Annotated in this window: 15 protein-coding genes; 5 read left to right on the top strand and 10 right to left on the bottom strand. The window is 67.6% G+C overall.

The window, feature by feature from the left end; all coding sequences use genetic code 11:
• Positions 1 to 1,023: an ABC transporter ATP-binding protein gene (locus EZH22_RS25290; protein WP_203196760.1), complete on the top strand. Its 1,023-nt coding sequence runs from the start codon at positions 1 to 3 to the stop codon at positions 1,021 to 1,023.
• 282 nt (positions 1,024 to 1,305) lie between these two features.
• On the opposite strand, the gene EZH22_RS25285 is transcribed toward EZH22_RS25290, so the two are convergent.
• The 8 genes from EZH22_RS25285 to EZH22_RS25250 form a co-directional block, all read right to left on the bottom strand.
• Complete coding sequence (locus EZH22_RS25285; RefSeq protein WP_203193146.1) at positions 1,306 to 1,566, bottom strand: hypothetical protein; 261 nt, start codon at positions 1,564 to 1,566, stop codon at positions 1,306 to 1,308.
• Between the two features lie 4 nt (positions 1,567 to 1,570).
• Positions 1,571 to 2,272, bottom strand: a complete 702-nt coding sequence (locus tag EZH22_RS25280; RefSeq protein ID WP_203193145.1) for a VOC family protein — start codon at positions 2,270 to 2,272, stop codon at positions 1,571 to 1,573.
• 14 nt (positions 2,273 to 2,286) lie between these two features.
• A complete protein-coding gene (locus tag EZH22_RS25275) occupies positions 2,287 to 2,487 on the bottom strand; it encodes a hypothetical protein (RefSeq protein WP_203193144.1) in 201 nt (66 codons plus the stop codon).
• Between the two features lie 95 nt (positions 2,488 to 2,582).
• Positions 2,583 to 3,341, bottom strand: a complete 759-nt coding sequence (locus EZH22_RS25270) for a maleate cis-trans isomerase family protein (RefSeq protein WP_203193143.1) — start codon at positions 3,339 to 3,341, stop codon at positions 2,583 to 2,585.
• Positions 3,334 to 4,431, bottom strand: coding sequence for an FAD-dependent monooxygenase (locus EZH22_RS25265; protein WP_203193142.1), 1,098 nt, complete (start codon positions 4,429 to 4,431; stop codon positions 3,334 to 3,336). The genes EZH22_RS25270 and EZH22_RS25265 overlap by 8 nt, the downstream gene beginning before the upstream one ends.
• A gap of 83 nt (positions 4,432 to 4,514) precedes the next feature.
• Positions 4,515 to 6,197, bottom strand: a complete 1,683-nt coding sequence (locus EZH22_RS25260; protein ID WP_203193141.1) for an AMP-binding protein — start codon at positions 6,195 to 6,197, stop codon at positions 4,515 to 4,517.
• Entirely contained in the window at positions 6,197 to 7,075 is an 879-nt protein-coding gene (locus EZH22_RS25255) for a hypothetical protein (RefSeq protein ID WP_203193140.1), read from the bottom strand. Before EZH22_RS25255 ends, EZH22_RS25260 begins: the two co-directional genes overlap by 1 nt.
• A gap of 562 nt (positions 7,076 to 7,637) precedes the next feature.
• On the bottom strand, positions 7,638 to 8,588 hold the full coding sequence (locus EZH22_RS25250) for a LysR family transcriptional regulator (protein ID WP_203193139.1): 951 nt from the start codon (positions 8,586 to 8,588) through the stop codon (positions 7,638 to 7,640).
• Between the two features lie 315 nt (positions 8,589 to 8,903).
• On the opposite strand from EZH22_RS25250, the gene EZH22_RS25245 reads away from it, so the two are divergent.
• Positions 8,904 to 10,346 (top strand): porin, encoded by a 1,443-nt coding sequence (locus tag EZH22_RS25245; RefSeq protein WP_231711142.1) that lies wholly within the window; start codon positions 8,904 to 8,906, stop codon positions 10,344 to 10,346.
• 291 nt (positions 10,347 to 10,637) lie between these two features.
• Here EZH22_RS25245 and EZH22_RS25240 read toward each other — a convergent pair whose 3' ends face one another.
• Together EZH22_RS25240 and EZH22_RS25235 are read right to left on the bottom strand one after the other, a co-directional pair.
• Positions 10,638 to 12,440: a sulfatase-like hydrolase/transferase gene (locus tag EZH22_RS25240; protein WP_203193138.1), complete on the bottom strand. Its 1,803-nt coding sequence runs from the start codon at positions 12,438 to 12,440 to the stop codon at positions 10,638 to 10,640.
• 127 nt (positions 12,441 to 12,567) lie between these two features.
• Entirely contained in the window at positions 12,568 to 13,446 is an 879-nt protein-coding gene (locus EZH22_RS25235; RefSeq protein WP_203193137.1) for a helix-turn-helix domain-containing protein, read from the bottom strand.
• A gap of 325 nt (positions 13,447 to 13,771) precedes the next feature.
• Here EZH22_RS25235 and EZH22_RS25230 point away from each other — a divergent pair, with 325 nt between their 5' ends.
• Genes EZH22_RS25230 through EZH22_RS25220 form a run of 3 tightly spaced genes read left to right on the top strand, consistent with a single transcriptional unit; the run spans position 13,772 to position 17,579 of the window.
• Positions 13,772 to 15,910, top strand: a complete 2,139-nt coding sequence (locus EZH22_RS25230; RefSeq protein WP_203193136.1) for a TonB-dependent siderophore receptor — start codon at positions 13,772 to 13,774, stop codon at positions 15,908 to 15,910.
• Positions 15,911 to 15,939: 29 nt separating this feature from the next.
• Positions 15,940 to 16,701: an ABC transporter ATP-binding protein gene (locus EZH22_RS25225; protein ID WP_203196758.1), complete on the top strand. Its 762-nt coding sequence runs from the start codon at positions 15,940 to 15,942 to the stop codon at positions 16,699 to 16,701.
• Positions 16,698 to 17,579, top strand: a complete 882-nt coding sequence (locus EZH22_RS25220) for an ABC transporter substrate-binding protein (protein ID WP_203193135.1) — start codon at positions 16,698 to 16,700, stop codon at positions 17,577 to 17,579. Before EZH22_RS25225 ends, EZH22_RS25220 begins: the two co-directional genes overlap by 4 nt.
• Position 17,580 lies beyond the last annotated feature (1 nt).

Raw genomic sequence — 17,580 nt, 5'->3', positions numbered from 1 at the left:
ATGGGGAACCCGCCGGTTGTCGTTGCGCCGGTGATCCAGCTCCGCGGCGTGTCCAAGCGGTTCGGCCGCACCCACGACCTTGCCGCCCGCACCGCCCGATCGCTCAGGCGCGCGTTCGGGGGCGAGGTGAAGGACGTGGTGGTGCGCGCGGTCGATCATATCGATCTCACCGTCAACAAGGGCGAGGTCGTGGGCCTGGTCGGCGAATCCGGCTGTGGCAAGTCCACGGTCGGGCGGATGGTGGCGGGGATCATGCCGCCATCGGATGGCGGGGTCCTGTTCCACGGCCGCGACGTGGCAACTCTCGCGGGGGCGGACCGGACGCGGGCGGCGCTGCAGGTGCAGATGATCTTCCAGGATCCGTATGCCAGCCTCAACCCGCGCCTGCGGGTGGCCGACATCGTCGGCGAGGCCCCCTTGGTCCATGCCCTGGTGACGCGCGGTGACTGGGATGGCTACGTGGACGCGCAATTGCGCCGCGCCGGCCTCGACCCCGCCTACAAGCACCGCTACCCGCACCAGTTTTCCGGCGGCCAGCGCCAGCGCATCGGCATTGCGCGCGCGCTCGCCGTGCAGCCCGAATTCCTGGTGTGCGATGAAGCGGTGGCGGCGCTGGACGTCTCGATCCAGGCGCAGATCCTGAACTTGTTCATGGACCTGCGCGCCGAGCTGAACCTGACCTACCTGTTCATCAGCCACGACCTCGGCGTGGTGGAGCATCTGTCCGACCGGGTGGTGGTCATGTATCTCGGGCGGATCATGGAGGAGGCGCCGACGGACGAGCTCTTCATCCATGCCAACCATCCCTACACCCAGGCTTTGCTGGAAGAGGTGCCGCGCATCGACAGGCGCAAGCGCCAGTTCACCGCGATCAAGGGCGAGATTCCGAGCCCGCTCAATCCGCCTCCGGGCTGCCATTTCCATCCGCGCTGCCCCCATGCCATGCCGGTGTGCCGGGAGGTGGCTCCGGTGCTGCGCGAGATTGCGCCGGGCCATCGCAGCGCCTGCCACCTGAACGACTAGAGCGCGATCCGATCAAGTTGCATCAACTTGATCGGGAAATCGCCGTCTCACTCTCAGATAGAGGACGCGTTTTCCGGCCGGCTTGCGATGCAGGCCGACCGGCGCGTGCTCTGGGAGCATCTTCGAGCGAAGCCGACAGCGGCTCGCATGCAGAGCATGCGATAACCTGAGCGCCTGGAGCCTTTCATCGTGTCCCTGAAGGGATGAACGCTCCAGGCGAGGACGAGGCGAGGCGGGCGCGGGAGGAGGGACAGCCCGCCGCGCCCGAGATCATGCGGCCGGCTACAGCGGCTTGTTGGTCCCGATCACCCGCACTTCCTCGCGGCCGAAGGCGGTGATCTCGCCATTCAGCCCGCCCGTGAACAGCCCGTACCAGACCGCCGGCTTCATCTGCATCTTCCGGCGGTTGAGCACGATCTCGACGGGCGCCTCGACCCGGTAATAGCCCTTGCCGGACTTGGTTACGGTGCAATCGGGGTCGCTGCGGACCGCTTCGACGATGGGGTGGAATTCCGGCACGTCCAGCACATAGACGACGACCATGGGATCATTCTCCAATCAAGGCTTCGACGAGCTTGGCCTTGCGCCGCCAGACCGTATCGATGTCGCGCAGCCGGTCGCCGGCGGCACGGCGCTCATCCTCCACCTGGACGGCGGCTTCCAGGGTCAGCGCGGCATCCCTGGCGTCCAGCACGTCGGTGTCGCGCAGGCGCAGGGTGATCTCCAGCGGATACCCGTTCGGGTCCCGGAAATAGATGGATTCGAGGATTTCGTGGCGGGTGTAGGCGGAGACGGCCAGGCCCCGGCCTTCCAGCGTCGTCTTCCACCGCTCCAGCTCGTCCCGGTCCGGCACGCCCCAGGCGGTATGGGTCGCCGCGTAGAACTGGCTGTCCTCCGGCATGTAACGCTCCGGGCGATCGGTGCCGATATAGTAGAAGAAGGCGATGGTGGCGCCGCGGCCGGCATCGAAGAAGAAGTGCAGGAAATCCGGATGACCGGGATGGCCCCAGCCGCGTGCGCTGATGGTGTGAACCAGTGGCAGGCCCAGGACGTCGCGGTAGAATTCGATGGTCTCGCGCAGCTTCCAGGTGGGGCGCGCGCTGTGATCCACCCCGTCGAGGGCAAGCGCAATTCCATCGGAGGCGGCTCTTTTCAGCGCCGCGACATCCACATCCCTGGTGCGATAGTCGCGGTTGGTGGTGAACGCCGTTGCCGGTGCCTCGCTGTCGTGCAAGCGATCCTGGGCCATGATTTGTCTCCTTTTCAAATAACCGCCTGTTGGGCGGTGCGCAGCAGCGGCACGGCGCCGTTGATCTGGCGGAAGCGGGTGCAGGTGGCTTCGGCAAGGTGGGCGGAAGGGGGCGCGGCTCCCTCGCCAAGGCCCGGATGGATGCGCCCGGCGCCGAGCGCGGGCATGCACAAGCCGAGCGCAAGGAGGGCCCGGGCAATCGTCCAGATCAGCATCGGGCCGACCCGCCGGACGACACATCATTCCAGCACCAAGCCGGAGACCGCATGGAGAAGGAAAATGCCGCCTCGCGCGGCATCCGCGTGGGCCATCAGCCGTGCTCCGCGAGGCTGAGGCCGGCGGTCTGGCCGGGGATGGCGGCGGGTGGCGCAAGCCGGCGCAGGATCTGCATGGCCGTGCATTCCGCCGCCGAGGTGACAGGAACCCCCAGGCGCCTGCGGGCCTCCGCCAGCACGCCGAGCGACGGCATCTGGACGCAGGCGGACAGAACGACGCGATCGACGCCGGACGTATTCAGCCCGTCGAGCGCCGCCAGCACCCGCTCGCCGGGGATGCGCCCGACCTCGGCATTGTCGGTCACCCGCAGGTTGACATAGTCCTGAACGATGAAGCCTTCGGCCTGCAGGTAGTCGGCGACCCGGCACGCCAGCGCATCCGCATAGGGCATGACCAGGGCGATCCGGCGGGCGTCCGCAAGACGCAACTCCTCCACCAGCGCGCCGGCGGAGGTGATGACGGGGGTGGCGCGGCCGCCCTGTGTCGCGATGGCCGCCAGCTCGGCCTCCGCGGTGCGGTGGTGACCATCGCCCATGGCCATGATGGCGACGAGGCAGGCGAAGGCGACCGCATCGAGCGGCGCGTCCATCAGCTCGGTCATGGCGCGCGTCGCGTCGGCGTTCATGCGCACCAGGTCTTCCTGCCGCACATGCAGCATGCGGACGCGGGCGCCGTGGAAGGTGAAGCGTTCCCCCGATGGAGCAAGCAGGCGCAGCAGCTCCGGGACTTCCGTCTCCATGGTGGTGTTGGAGCTCGGAACGATCATTCCGATCCGGCGTACGGCTTCAGACATGCTGTCCTCCTGCTGGAAATCCGTCGCTCGCCGGCAGGCCCGCCGCGCCGCTGGCGCGCGCATGGGCGATGAATGTGGGAAAGTCGCGCAGCATCCGCTCGTCGCTGATGCGGCCGGTGCGGCGCAGGAAGCTCAGGGCAAATTCGCCGGGGGTCCGCGACTTCAGCTTTTCGGAGAAGCGCTCGTACCAGTCGAAGCTGCCCTCGGCCGCGCGGGCGAGCTTCTCCATGGGCGCGCGCCGGGTTTGCGCATAGCATTCGAACGCAGCGTCGCGCGATAGCCCGCAGGTCAGGGCGTCGGCGAGCGCAATGGCGTCCTCGAGCGCCATCCGGGTTCCCGAGCCGATCGAGAAATGGGCGGTGCGCAGCGCGTCACCGATCAGCACGAAGCGGTCGTGGTGCCAGCGGGCAGTGGTGATGGCCGGAAAGCGGCGCCAGATGGAATTGTTCTCGATGAGGTCGGCATGACCCAGCTCTTCGGCGAAGAACGACTGGGTGATCTGCCGGCGTTCCGTGTCGGTTTTCTCTTCCAGCCCCAGCGCGTCCCAGGTCGGGGCGTCGCATTCCATCACGAAGGTGCTGCGGTCGGGCGCATACGTATAGTAATGGCCGCAGAGCGCGCCGCCGGAGATGGTCTTGAAAGTGATGTGTGAGGCGTCGAACGTCCGGTTCGCGCCGAACCAGGCGAAACGGTTCGTCAGGAGCCGGGTTGCAGTTCTGAAGTGCTTGGCGAAGCGTTCGCGAACAAGAGAATTACTGCCATCGGCGGCGACGACGACATCGCAGTCGTCAAACACGTCGAGGTCGGAAACATGGGTTTCGAACTGAAGTGCGACACCCGCCTGCCGACAGGCGGCTTGCAGGATCTGTAGCAGCCGCAGCCGCCCGATGGCGCCGCCGCTGCGGATCTTGTCGATGGGAATATCCTCGTCATGGACGGTGAAGACCTGGCGCGGAATCCAGTGGAGGCAGGCCTCGATCGCGCTGAAGCTTTCCGGATCGGCGGCGGCAAGCTGCTGCAGGCCGCCGTCCGCCAGCACGACGCCGAAGCCCCAGGTGGCGTCGGCCCGGCTGCGCTCGATCACGCGCACATGGATGTCGGGCCGGCGCTTCTTGACCAGAAGGCCGAGATAAAGGCCCGCCGGCCCGCCTCCGAGAATTCCAATGCGGCGCATCACGAGGCTCCTCCAACCAATTGGGCGGCCCGGCCGCGCAGGGCTTGCTTGTCGAGCTTGCCGGCGCTGGTGGTCGGGAAGGCATCGATGGCGAAGACGTGTTCCGGCCACTTGAATTTTGCGAGGCCCTGCTCGGCGAGATGCCGGCCGAGGTCCCCCACGTCGGGGCAGGGGTGGGATGTGTCGGGGATCACGAAGGCGCAGCCGCGCTCGCCGTAGACCGGGTCGGGTACGGGCACTATGACGATATCGAGGATGGCGGGATGGCTGCGGGCATAGCGTTCGACTTCCTCGCAGGAGATCTTTTCGCCGCCGCGGCTGATCAGGTCTTTCAGCCGCCCGTCGAACACCAAGGCGCGCCGGTTCTCACGGAGCACCTCGTGCGCCAGATCGCCGGACCGGACCCAGCCGTCGGAGGTGAACGAGACCCGGTTCTGTTCCGGGGCGTTGTAGTATCCGTGGAAGACGTATGGGCCGCGAAAGACCACCTCGCCGACCTCGCCCGGCGCCACCGCCTCTTCCGTGCCGGGCCGCAGGATGCGTACCTCGTCGCCCTCGGCGATGGGCCAGCCGATGGTCTGGTGGCGGATGCCGGGCGGGTCGTCGGCGCGGGTGTAGGAGATGATGCCCTCGGTCATGCCGTAGAAGTGCTGGGTGCGGACGCCGATCTCCTGCTCGATCTGGCTCCCGCTGCTGGAGGTCACGATCCCGCGCATCCGGGCGCGCGCTTCTGGATGCTGCGCGAGCACCTTCACCAGCCGGGGGAGCAGGGGCTTCGGCATGTAGAGCCAGGTGGGGCAGCAGGCGCTGAACAGCCGGGAGAGCTCCGCGTCCTGAATCTTCTCAAGGATCCCGACGCGGGCGCCCGCCAGCAGCGCGGGCCCCCAGAAGCAGACCAGCCCCGCATTGTGAAGCATCGGGCCGGGCGTCACGACGCAATCATCCGCCGACATGGCCGTTGCGCGCGTGACCTCCAGCATGTTGGCCAGGTAGTCGTTCTGGAACCTTGGAATGATCTTCGGCAGCCCCGTCGACCCGCCGGAGATCTGAAACACGGCGACCTGGAAGGGATCGAGCGCCGCGACGTTCTGCCGGACGAAGGCGCGCGCCTCCTCGGCGTCCGCCGCCGCGATGAGCTCCGCCAGGGTCGGGACGAGGGCGCTGCCGTTCCCGTTGACGGCCACGGTCCATTGCAGCGTCGGCACGCGGGTGCGCATACGGGCGGCGAAGTCGTGAAAGTCGAAGTTGGACGGGGTGGTGTCGATGAAGTGCGCCCTGGCTTCCGCGTGGGTGCCGAGGCCGACGATTTCCACCTCCCGGTGGACGTGGAGCGTGCAGACGGGGATTAATCCGGCCTTGAGGCATCCCAGGATGGCAACGACGAGATTGGCGCCGTTGCCCACCTGGAACACGACGCGGTCGAGGGGGCGCAGGCCCAGCTTCGCGAAGGCCAGCGCCGCGCGGTCGGACAGCATGTCCAGCGTGCCAAAGGTCATGCTCCAGCCGTCACCGACCAGCGCGACGCGCTCCTTGTTCCGGTCGAACGAGGCGCGCAGGGCGGCGATGAGCGTGCGCGCTTCCAGCACGCCGGAGGCGAGATGGCGCTTGAGATCCGGCAGGGGCGGATAGGTGACGCCGGGCATGGGCTGGCGAACACCGATGGGGGGGCGAAGCGTGTTCATCAGCGCGCGCCCGTCCCGAATCTGGTCGTGGAGAGCCAGTCGCGGACGATTTCTCCGGCGCGCAGTCGTCCTTCCGGCTCGCCTTCCGCCACCGGCCGGCCGTGGTGGTTGCCTGGAACGTCGTGACGCTCGATCCGGGTCCTGGTGAACAGGGCCTCGAGCCGGTTCGCCTCTGTGTCGAACACGCTGTTGTCGCCGAGGTAGCGGATCATGCAGGTGGGCTGCCGCACGCTCGGGGCGCACCGCGCCATGGTGGCGTTAGAGGATCGGGCGGACCAGTTCGAGAGCCAGCTCTCGGGTGTGCAGAGCCGGCCGAATCCGACGCTTCCCCAGTTCGAACGGATCGGATCTCCGCCCCAGAGGCTGCCATAGGCGCGCGGCGATGGTTCAAGCGACAGGTCCCAGCAGCGCAGGTCCGCATCGGTCCGCCAGATCGTCATGACGGGCGACCATGCGGCGCGCGCGCGATCGGACGCGGCGGCGCTTCCCTCCTTGAGGGTGCGCCGGGCGGCCGCCTTCTGTGCCAGGAGCGAGCGCGCCCGCGCATCCAGGCGCTCGACCCTCATGGCCTGTGCCGCGCGATACCGGCCGATGAAATCCGCCGCATACCGGCTCGACCGGGGCGGTTCGCAGAAGCCGTTCGCGGCGTCGAACGGGTCAAGCGCCGGGTCGGTTGCGAACGGGTCGTCCTCGTCGAGAACCGACGGGTCGAGGCCGTCCTGCAGGAGCGGCCCCTGGCCGAGATGCGAGGAAATGAGAACGAGCCCGTCCGCTTCCGGCAGGTCGGCGCCGGCAAGGTCCACCGGCCGGCCGGCGGGGGTCCTCGCGATGCGCGCGTCGGGCGGCAGGGCGGCCTGCTGGCAATAGAACGCGGCCAACGGCCCCCGCCGGATGTGCCCTGAAGGATCGTGGTGGAAAAGCCCTGGGATCGCAGGAAGACCTGGCCCGCAGCCAGATCCAGCAGGGCCGTTTCGTGCTCCAGCCGAAGGTCGGTGTTGGGCGTGCGCGAGCCCTGCACCCAGAAGGCGCAGCCGCCCCGCAGGACCTCGGGCGCCATATATTGCGGCACCGTCATTTCGCGCGGGTGCATGGCGCAGACGACGGTCCGCTCGCCGCCCCGGCGGATGAGGAAGCCGACGACCGTGGCCGCGTCGTGCGTGCGAATGGAATGAGCGGAAATCTGCACATCCGGGGGCAGCCTGGAGGCATCCCAATGGGTGCCCCTTAGGCCTGCTGTGGTCATCGCGACCCGCACGGCGTCCTGACTGGCTGCAACCCTACCCATTTCTCCTCCCACCGCAGACTTCGGTCCACTTGCGGGGGAGCTAACAATACAGGTTATGCGCACGTAACTTTATAATACGGATAGTCTATATCACTGCTCTGAATATGGTGGCGCCATTCCTTTCAATTCAAGCTGCCGCGCGCCGGGACGCGCCGTCAGGCCTGCGGCATCCTTGAGGCCTCGCCGGCCCTGGTGCGCGCCGACATGAGTTCGATGATCTGCTGCCGCAGCCAGCGGTTTCCCGCATCCTTCTGCTGGCGGATATGCCAGCCCAGGCGGATCGAGATCCCGGGGCAGATGAACGGCACCTGGAGGATGACGAGATCGGACCGCCGGACGAGTTCGGCGGCGACCAGGCTCGGCACCACCGCAACCATGTCGGTCTGGTTGAGGATGCCGGCGAGCACCAGGAAGTGCGGCACCTCCAGCGCCACCCTGATCCGCCAGCGGTGTGCCTGGATGAGGTTGTCGAGGGGCACGTCCACCGAATTCGGCGGGCGGACGATGACGTGGTGGCTCTCCAGGATCTGGTCGAGGCGCGCCACGCCATCCTGTCCGGCCGAGAGCTCCAGCGGATGCCCGCGGCGGCAGACGATGACGTGGTGCTCCTCGAACAGCCGGCGCAGCACGAAGGTGCCAGCCTTCGGCCGCAGGTTGCCGACGGCCAGGTCCGCCTGGTCGGTCTCGAGCGCTTCCAGGTAGCGCGCGATGGGCAATTGCAGGACGCGGATGTCGAGCATCGGCGCCTTTGCCCTGAGCTGCGGCATCAGGCGCGGCAGGAACACCATTTCCCCCGCGTCGGTCATCAGGATCCTGAACTGGCGCCGGGTGGTCGCCGGCTCGAACGGCGCGGCCCGCTCCAGGCCCTGCCGGATGAGGCGGAGGCCCTCGGACAGGGCTCCCCCCGCCGCCAGCGCGAACGCGGTGGGCTCCATGCCCCGCCGGGTGCGGACGAACAGGTCGTCGTCGGTCAGGGCGCGCAGGCGGCGAAGCGCGTTCGACACGGCGGGCTGGGTCAGGTTCAGCGCCGCGGCCGCCGCCGATACGCTGCGGTGAACCATCAAGGCATCGAAGACGCGGACGAGATTGAGGTCGATCGCAGCCATATTCACACCAGTGATAGAGATTATATCCAATATAAACTTCCGAATATATCAAAGCCCCGACGAAAATGTAACCGCGCTGAACCGGCGTGGAGGAGGCGCAGCCGTGTCAGTTGAGGCTGGCACCGCAAGAAGCCGATCTGCGGTAAAAGTATGATTATACCAAATCTCAGTGGTCACGGCCATTCTTAAATCCATCCTCTTCGTGCATACCGCGAGAATATGAACCGAAGAATACGCACAAATAAAAATATCAACATGCCTGGAAGCATATAAATAAGAGGGGTCGTAATGAAAATGAATGGAATGCGGATATCGATGTCCGCAGCTCTTGGTCTCTTGGTGCTTGAGGGGGCGAGCGCGGCAGATTTGCCGGAAAAGGCGAAGGCCGTTGAGTACATGAAGGTCTGTACCGCCTATGGCGCCGGGTATTATTATATCCCGGGGACCGATACCTGCATCAAGATCGGCGGGTTCGCGCGCCTCGACGCCTATGTCAACGCGGTCGGCACCTTCACGCCAATGATCACCTCGTCGGCGGACAAGGGCTTCAACGGCCCCGGCGCCGGCGGGTTCGGCTATCCCTTCCGCGATGATGATGACCCCGCTTATTTCACCCGCGTGCGCGGCGTGATGAACATGGATGCGCGCACCCAGACCGAGTTCGGGACCTTGCGGTCCTACGTGCGGTTCGGCGCGAACTGGGACACGCAGGGCACCGCCGGCACCGGCGCCGGGAGCGGCCTCTATTTCGAGCGCGCCTTCATCCAGTTCGCCGGATTCACCTTCGGCTATACTCAGTCCTTCTTCGATCCCGGCCTGAGCTACATCTTCACGGCACCCCTGGCGACATCGAACGACTGGACCACCGTGGCGGCCTATACCGTCCAGATCGGCAACGGCTTCTCCGCATCGCTGTCGCTGGAAGACGCCGCCAACCGCACCACCGGCGTGCAGATGACCGGCGCGACCGCGACGCCGATCTTCAACATCAACACCGTGACCACCGGCCTTGGCTACACCAACTTCCAGGCGGGCCAGGTCGCTCCCGACGTGGTCGCCAACCTGCGTGTGGACCAGGCCTGGGGTTCGGCCCAGCTCTCCGGCGCGGTGCACCAGGTGACCGCAACCGCTCCCCTCTACACAGGCTTCTTCGGCGGTCTGGAAACCTCGAACGCCTGGGGCTGGGCGCTGGGGGCGCATGTGGAAGTCAAGCTGCCGATGCTCGCGGCGGGCGACAGCTTCTTTGTCCAGGCGGCCTATGCGGAAGGCGCTGCGAACTATATCGGCCTATCGGCAAGCCAGCAGGCGCGTGGCACCGGCATCGGCTCGATCGAGTTGACGCAGCAAGGTGGAACCCTGTCCGGCACCGGGGCTTACTACACCATCGCGGATGCCGTCGCGACGTCCACGACTGGCGATTTCGGCCTCATGTCCGGCTGGGCGATCCAGGGGCAGTTCCGTCACTTCTGGACCCCCGGATTGCGATCGGCCCTTTATGCCGGCTACGCATCCTATGATGTGCCGCAGAACATCGTCGCTGCCTTCGCTTTCGATACCTGGCAGATCGGCCTCAACACCATCTGGTCCCCGGTGAAGGACCTCGATATTGGTGTGGAAGTTCTGTATTCAAAAGTTGACGGATCGGTTCCGCTGGGCAATTACGCGGCGATCAGCAATACCGGCGCGACCATCAATTCCATCGCCGGCGGGTCCGCCGATGTCTGGTCGGGCGGCATGCGCGTGCAGCGAAACTTCTGATCGTTCGGTCCCCGGACGATCCGGGGGAAGCCTTGCGGCCCGGTGGCCGCAAGGCTTTCTCAGGTTGCGCGGCCCGCCATCGCGGCGGGTTTACCGGGAGCTCCAACGCCAGGGCAGGGGGCGCCCCCACGAGCCCGCAGCACGCTCGGCAGGTTTCAAGCCGTCATTTAACAATGCGATTGTTCCGGATCATCCATCTTTCAATGCGGCGGATGTGAACGGGACCAGCGGGGGGCAGGCGAGGTCCATGGGGGCAGTCCCGTTGAGGCGCCCCCCGCCGCCGTCCGGCGGTCAGCGCTGCCCGGGGGGCGGAAAGAACCACTTGCCGTCGCGCAGCGGCAGGAACGCGCCGTCATCGTCGCCCACCTCCTCGGCGATGCGCGCATTCAGCTTGTCGTTCATCGCCATGATCAGGTCGCGCGCGGCGGTGCCCGCCCCGGCAAGGTTGCGCATTTCCTGCGGGTCGGCGTCGAGGTCGTAGAGCTCCAGGTCGTTGTTCGCGAGGAGGTCCTCATAGGTCGCCGGCGTGTTGAAGGCGAGCGGCGCGAAGTAGCGGCTGAAGCGATAGCGCCCGTCGAAGGTGCTGCGGATGGCGCAGCGCTGGTGGAAATCCGGCTCGTATTGCAGCATCCAGGCGGCCTTCTGCGGGCCGGTCATGCCGGCGTCGTGGATCACCTTTTCGGCGCGCGGGATCCATTTGGCGTCCTGGAACAGCAGCATGTTGTAGTTGAACAGCGCCGCCGGGCGCAGCGCGTCCAAGCCGGCCTGTCCCGGCGCGCGCAGGAGCGGGGAGAAATCGCGCCCCGGCAGCCCGTCGGCCGCGGATTTCAGGGTGTCGGGCGCCACGCCGGTCAGCGCCAGAAGGGTCGGGGCGAGGTCGACCTGCGAGGTGACCGCCTTGCACGCAAGCCCGCCGGGATAGGCGGGGTGCACCACGATCAGCGGCAGATGGTTCTGCTCGCGATAGGTGCTGTTGCCCTTGCCGCGCATCTGGTGCGCGCCGCCCAGCTCGCCATGGTCGGCGGTGAAGACGATGACCGTGCGCTCGGCCTGGCCGCTCTCGCGCAGCGCGTCGAGCACGGCGACGACCTGCCGGTCGCAATCGCGGATGCAGTTGAAGTAATAATCGCGCAGCACGCGCCAGCGCCGATCCTCGTCCGGCCATTGCCCGACCAGCACATCCTGCACCGACTGGTAGATCTTCTGCGCCGCCGGGCGGCCCGGCGCGTCGAAGGGCTGGCGCCGGGTCGGCGGCAACGGCACCTCGTCCCAGGCGGCCTTGTACAATTCGTCCTGCGGCGCGCGGGCGATCTTCATGGCCGAAGACTTGCCCTGCACGATTTCGCCCGGCAGGTCGGAATTGATGTACATGACATCGTGCGGGTTGACGAAGTTGACCGCGAGATACCAGGGCTTGCCCGCCTCTCCCAGCTCGAGCCCCCTGGTGCGCAGCCACCGTGCGGCGAAGGCGGTGGTCGCCTCGTCGTAATTGTAGCCGCCGAGGGTCGTGTCGGTCAGGTCGCCGAAGCCGAAGAAGTCCTGGAAGCCGTAGGTTTCAATGATCTTGCGGTACTGCGCCATGGGCGCGTCGACGGCCTCGTCCACCGTGTCGAGGTTCATGCTGAGGTGCCACTTGCCCTGATAGGCGGCGTGGTAGCCGAGCCCGGCCAGGCGGTGGCCGATGGTCTTCATGCCGGTGGACAGGTCCGCCTGCCAGGGCGAGTTGGCATTGTCGAAGATCTTGGTGTGCTGGATGTGCTGGCCGGTATAGATCGTGGAGCGCGCCGGCGAGCAGACGCAGGACGCCGCCTGATGGTTCAGGAAGCTCACGCCGTTCTTCCGGATCCATTCGCGGCCCGGCACCGGGAAGGGCCAGCGGTCGAAGAAATGTTCCTGGTCGACGAGGATGAACAGGATGTTGTAGCCGGCGGGCGGCGATTGCGGCGGCGTCCGGCGGCGCGGCGGGCGTTCCGCGGCGGCCGGTTCGGCGCCGCGGGCGACGTCCGGCAGCAGCTGCGCGCCGATGAGGGCCGCGCCACTGCCGATCACGGCGCGGCGCCCGGGATTCTCAAGATCCGTCTTGCGATCGACCATTCCAGCACAGGCTCCCGCGGGCACGGCGCGCATGCTCGCACAGGTCCGGGACGGCGGGATAGGGGGCACGGCCACGGAACCGCCGGGCAGGTCGAGCCGCGAGCGAACGCGCCGATCGGATCGCGCGCTAGGTGCGGCGGGCGCGGCGCCACGCGGCGGGGGTGACGCCGCAGAAGCGCCGGAACACGCGGGTGAAGTGGGCCTGGTCGGCGAAACCGGCGGCCACCGCGATCTGCGTGAGCGGCAGGTCCGGGTTCGCCAGCATCTGCTGCACCCGCCGCATGCGCGCCTGCATGTGCCACTGGCCGGGCGGAAGGCCGGTGGCGGCCTTGAACGCGTGGCTGAAATAGGACTGCGACAGGTCGGTGAGCGTCGCCAGCTCCTGCAGGCGGACGTTGCGCAGGCAGTTCTCCTCGATGAAGGACGTGACCCGGCGGAGCTGCCACTGCGACAGGGCGGTCCGCCTCGGCGCCTGGCTGCGCCCGAGCCGCATGAGGTCGATGAACAGCGCCATCACCAGCCCGTCGCCATACAGGTCGTGGCGGGCATCTGGCGCGACGCATTCCTCGGCGATCAGGCGGGCGAGGGCGTGGATGCGCTCATCCATGAAGCCCAGCCGCGGTGTCGCGAGCCGGTCCGGATCGAGATCCTCGCCGAGGCGCTCGGCGAGGGCGGGGATGTCGAAATGCAGGTCGAGATGGCGCAGCTCGCCGGCCGCCTCGATCCGCGACCAGAGCGGCATGTCCGCCGGCACATAGCTCATGTGCACCGGCGCGCAGGCGTCGACGGCGCCGCCGCGCGCCGACAGCTGGAGCTGGGTCTGGCCGCGCTCGCGTTCCAGCACCACGAACAGCCGCGCGTCCCGCGACACGTATTCCCCCCGCGCCCCCGGCTGGCAGTGCACGTGCCACACGTCGGCGACCACGCCGTTCCACCGGCGCCAGCGCAAATCGTCGAGGAGCGTGATGCCCTCGATGGAGGAGGTCATGCGCGGTCGGAACACCATGGGCAGAGCTCGCTTGGGACAGATCTCGCTTGGGCAGGCCTTGGTTGGGGCAGTCCTTGCTTGCAGGGCGCCGGCATGGCCCGGAGCACATCCGGACAGGCGTGAACGAGATGTCACCAGTTTAGAGTCGTCATAAAGAACGGCACACACCACGTCGCGACTAGCTTGCGCCGCAATATGAGGCCAGAAAGCGTCAAACTGCAAGAGGAACGGACAATCCGGCGCGAGAGCGCCTTTGCTATGAGGAGAAGTAATCGAAGCCTGTGGCTTTGAAGTGAAGTTTTTAATTGTTCTGAAGTGAACAGTTCGACATGTGAGCGATGTGATGACTGCACTTTCCGGTGGACAAACGCGATCCTGGCTTCTGTGCGCCGCCGCCTGCACCCTCGTCGCGGCATCGCCCGCCCGGGCGCAGCAGGCGCAGGGCGTGGAGCTCGACACGATCACCGTGGAAGGCCAGGGCACGGCGGAATCGCCCACCGGCCCGGTCGAGGGCTACGTCGCCCACCGCACCATCGCCGGCTCGAAGACCGACACGCCCCTCATCGAGGTGCCGCAATCCATTTCCGTGGTGACGCGCGACCAGATGGACGACCGGGCGGTGCAGAATGTCGGCCAGGCGCTGGACTACAGCGTCGGCGTCCTCGGCCAGCCGTTCGGCACCGACCCGCGCTTCGACGCCCCGCTCCTGCGCGGCTTCTCCGCCGCCAACAGCCAGTACCTCAACGGGCTGAAGCTGATGCGCGACGCCGGCGCGGTCGCCATCGAGCAATACGGACTAGAGCGCATCGACGTGCTGCTCGGGCCGGCCTCGGTGCTGTACGGGCAGGGCAATCCGGGCGGGCTCATCGACCTCATCAGCAAGCGCCCCACCTTCACCACCTTCGGCGAGGTGCAGGGCCAGATCGGCACGTTCGATCGCTATGTGGGCGCCTTCGACGTGGGCGGCGTGGTCGGCAGCGATTTCGCCTACCGCCTCACCGGCCTTGCCCGCGATGCCGGCACCCAGACCGACTTCATCGACGACAACCGCCTGTTCTTTGCCCCCTCCTTCACCTGGAAGCCCACCAACGACACCTCGCTCACCGTCCTGGCCAACGTCCAGTACGACCAGGCGGGAACGCCGGTCGGCCTCCCGGTGGAGTATACGGTGGGACCGCTGCGCAACCTGCTCTCTCCCGACCTGTTCCTGGGCGATCCGTCCTACAACGCCTCCAGCCGCACCCTGGCCAGCATCGGCTACGAGTTCCAGCACCGCTTCAACGACATGTGGCAGATCCGCCAGAATGCGCGCTACCTCCAGCTCAACTGGGACTATAGCAGCCTCTATTATTCGAGCCTCAGCACCACCAATCCCACCATCGCCAACCGTGGCTCCTCGCAGAACAACGAGGACCAGAACACGATCACGGTGGATACCCAGCTCCAGGGCGACTTCCAGACCGGGCCGCTCACCCACAAGCTGCTGCTCGGCGTCGACTACCGGCGCTTCAGCCAGGACAACCTGACCCAGTTCGGCAACGCGCCGCCCATCGACATCCTCTTTCCCGTCTACAACCAGCCGGTCACCGGCCTGCCCTGGTACGTCTCGGCGGTGGACGGCACGGTGAACCAGACCGGGCTCTATGCCCAGGACCAGGTGCGCTTCGGCAAGTGGCTGCTCACCGCCGGCATCCGGCACGACTGGGCGAGCGTCGATTCAACCACCGACACCAATTTCGGCGACACGGTCCAGGACCAGAACGACGCCGCCTTCACCGGCCGCATCGGCCTCACCTATCTGTTCGACAACGGCATCGCGCCCTACGCGAACTATTCCACCTCGTTCGATCCGGTCATCGGCAGCATGCCGTCGGTGCTTGGCGGCCAGCCGTTCCAGCCGTCCACGGGCGAGCAGTACGAGGTGGGCGTCAAGTACCAGCCGGCGGGCTGGAACGGCTTCTTCACCGCCGCCCTCTACGACATCAAGCAGAAGAACGTGCTCTCCAGCCAGCTCATCGGCGGGATCAGCTACGAGACGCAGATCGGCGAGGTCTCGGTGCGGGGCTTCGAGCTCTCCGGCACCATGAGCCTGTCCGAAGGCTGGAAGCTGCTCGCCAACTACACCTTCATGGATGCCGAGATCACCCAGGGCCAGTATGCCGGCAACCGGCCCGCCAACGTGCCGGAGAACATGGCCAATATCTGGCTCGACTACACCTTCAAGAGCGGCCCGTGGGCCGGCTTCGGCATGGGCGGCGGCGTGCGCTATGTGGGATCGCGCTACGCCCTCGACAACAACGCCGTCTTCCTCGACGCGAACACGCTGGTCGACGCCGCCATCCACTACGAGAAGGGGCCCTTCAAGGCGCAGCTCAACGTGAACAACATCGCCAACGAAACCTATGTTTCGACCTGCGGATTCTTCGGCTGCTACTACGGGGACGGGCGCACGGCGGTCGCCCAGCTCACCTACCGGTGGTAGCGGTGACGGCAGTCGCCCCCCTGTGGGAGATGGACGGGGTCGGCGTGCGCGCCGGGGAGCGGCAGATCCTTTCGCCGCTCACCCTGTCGCTCGCGCCCGGCCGGGTCCACGGGCTCATCGGCCCCAACGGCTCGGGCAAGAGCACGCTGATGAAGGTCCTGGCCCGCCAGATCGCCCCCAGCACCGGCGTGGTGCGCTTCGAGGGGAAGCCGCTCGCCGGCTGGCGCGGCCGGGCCTTCGCCCGCAAGGTCGCCTACATGCCCCAGTTCACGCCGGCGACGGACGGCATGAGCGTGCGCGAGCTGGTCGCCCTCGGCCGCTATCCCTGGCACGGGGCGCTGGGCCGGTTCGGCGGCGAGGACGCGGCGGCGGTGGAGGCGGCCATCCGGCGCACCGGCCTCGCCCGGCTGGAGGACCGCATCGTCGACAGCCTCTCCGGCGGCGAGCGCCAGCGCGCGTGGCTCGCCATGATGCTGGCCCAGGGCACGCGCTGCCTGCTGCTGGACGAGCCCACCTCCGCCCTCGACATCGCCCACCAGATGGAGGTCCTCGCCATCGTGCGTGAGCTGGCGCGCGAGGAGGGCGGCATGGCGGTGCTGGTGGTGCTGCATGACATCAATCTCGCCGCCCGCACCTGCGACGCGCTGGTGGCGCTGCGAGCGGGCCGCCTCGTCGCCCACGGGCCGGCGCGCGACATCGTCGAGCCGGCCACGCTCAGGTCCATCTACGACCTCGACATGGGCGTTCTCCCGCATCCGGTCAGCGGCGCGCCCATGGGGTTCGTGCTGTGAGCGGGGCCTCGCGCCGGGCCTTCCTCCTCGCCGCCGCCGCCACGCTCGCCGCGCCTCCGGCGCGGGCGGCCGCGGCGCGGGTCGCGACGCTCGACTGGGCGCTGCTGGAAACCCTGCTCGCCATGGACATCGCGCCGGTGGCGGCGGCGGAGCTGGTGCTGTTCCGACAGGTGGCGGTGGAGCCGCCGGTGCCGGCCGGCGTGGTCGATCTGGGGCTGCGCGGCATGCCGAATTTCGAGGCCCTGCGCCGGGCCGAGCCCGACCTCATCTTCAACTCCGCTTATTACGTCGCCTCCGAGCCGAAGCTGCGCCTCGTCGCGCCGGTGGAGACCATTTCCATCTATGCGCGCGGCGGCCGCCCGTTCGCTCGCGCCGAAGAGGCGGCGGAGCGCCTCGCCGCGGCCACCGGACGGCCGCAGGCCGCCGCCGCTTTGATCGCGGAGACCCGTGACACCCTGGCGCGCGGCCGGGAGGCGCTGTCGGGCTGGGGGGCGCGGCCTTTGCTCGTGATCAACCTGGGCGATGCCCGCCACTTCCGGGTGTTCGGTCCCGACAGCATGTTCGGCGAGGTTCTGGCGCGGCTCGGCCTCGCCAATGCGTGGACGCAGGGCACCTCCTATGCCGCCTCGGCCCCGGTGGGGCTGGAGGCGCTGGCCCGCTTCGCCGACGCCGCCCTCGTCATCCTGCCCCCCGTGCCGCCCGACGCCCGGCGCATCCTGCCGCAGAGCGCGGTGTGGCAGGCGCTGCCCAACGTGCGCGACAACCGCGTCTTCGTGCTCGAGTCCATGAACCCCTTCGGCGGCCTGCCCACGGCATCGCGCTTCGCGCGGCTGCTCGGCGCGGCGCTGCTCCACCCGACGGGGGCGGGCCTTGGCTGAC

It is taken from the genome of Xanthobacter dioxanivorans, from assembly GCF_016807805.1.
In the GTDB taxonomy this organism is placed as follows: domain Bacteria; phylum Pseudomonadota; class Alphaproteobacteria; order Rhizobiales; family Xanthobacteraceae; genus Xanthobacter; species Xanthobacter dioxanivorans.
Note: the sequence above shows the minus strand (reverse complement) of the source record. Positions and strands in the feature narration are given on the sequence as shown.